Genomic DNA, 1,154 nt, shown 5'->3' with positions numbered 1-1,154 from the left:
CACCTGGGAAAAACATATCTAATTTCAACGAATCATTCATTATCATATACCGCCTTTATTTGATACCAACATTTTATCACAGAAATAATTTCATTGGAAGCAAAAAACGGGCAATTGCGGAAGAACCCTCATTCTCCGGAATGGTGGCTCTCAAAGTCCGGACAGGTGGCTCAAAGAGCCCCGGAATAATCAATCCAATTGCGTCACATTATTTTTTTCTATCGATGAAAGCATCTGCAATTTCAATGAGCACAAGCACCATCACCGGAGTTCTTCCACCAAAAGCTAAATTTCCTATAAAAATAAACTTCTTCCCGGTGAATGCTAATATAAGTGACAACAACAACAGAGATATTTTCAGAAAAAAGGCTATATTCTGCATTTCTTTATTCTTTGATATTGAATATCTATAATAAATGCCGCCTATAAACATGACAATCGATAAGATGAAGAGATTTCGTAACATACTAGACCATTTCCTTTGCAAAATTCAAGTCGAACGTCCGTGAGACTTGGTGCGTAATTCTGGTCAGCAAAGCTGACATATTCCTACTTCTTATTCCGGTATCACTTCTCTGCTGCCTTCCACATATTCGAAATAGTCATCCTTCCAAAGTACACAGCAATTGTATCCAGAACTTTTATATCTGATTCCATCAATTCCTATTTCCTTGCAACATGATGCAACATAGTTAGGAAGTAGATATTCAAGTACTGTTTTTCCCACTTCATTCTCTACAGTAAACCTCATATGCTCGATGAAGCGATTTGTTTTCTTTGCCTCTCCTGACAGATCCAATAATTTAACAAGTTTTACAGCCTTAAGTCCGATTACCTGCACACGAGGTTTTGTTCCTCCACTGTGCTTATAGATTTCTTTTAATGCACCTTCCTTATCTTCAGCAATATAATAACAACTTCTACCCACCTCATTGTAACGTAAACGCTCCATAGTGTGTACCTTGGAAAATTCCTGATCTTTGAGATAATCAGAGTAAAGACTTTTACTCTGTCAAAAAAGTTAAGCCTTAACTTTTTTGACATCTCAAGGGAGGATGACTATGAGTACAAAAACATCTTTAGTTGCACGTCAGTACAGGCTCCAGGAATGGGCCACACAGATACAGGACTGCAAAAACCGGCCATCTGACATG

General features: G+C 37.9%; 2 protein-coding genes. One reads left to right on the top strand and one right to left on the bottom strand.

Translation table 11 applies throughout. The features are described from left to right. The coding region (locus FYJ57_RS15200; protein ID WP_205840014.1) for a hypothetical protein at nucleotides 1-413 on the top strand (413 nt) is incomplete at its 5' end. Between the two features lie 143 nt (nucleotides 414-556). Here FYJ57_RS15200 and FYJ57_RS15055 read toward each other — a convergent pair. Further along, complete coding sequence (locus FYJ57_RS15055) at nucleotides 557-952, bottom strand: RES domain-containing protein (RefSeq protein ID WP_205840013.1); 396 nt, start codon at nucleotides 950-952, stop codon at nucleotides 557-559. Nucleotides 953-1,154 lie beyond the last annotated feature (202 nt).

The organism is Oliverpabstia intestinalis, assembly GCF_009696065.1.
Lineage (GTDB): Bacteria > Bacillota > Clostridia > Lachnospirales > Lachnospiraceae > Oliverpabstia > Oliverpabstia intestinalis.
The sequence above is the reverse complement of the archived record's forward strand: the minus strand, read 5'-3'. Positions and strand labels throughout refer to the sequence as shown.

What these genes read in the sequence shown, in the direction of transcription:
- FYJ57_RS15055 (WP_205840013.1), bottom strand. Translation starts at nt 952, where the DNA reads ATGGAGCGTTTACGTTACAATGAGGTGGGTAGAAGTTGTTATTATATT.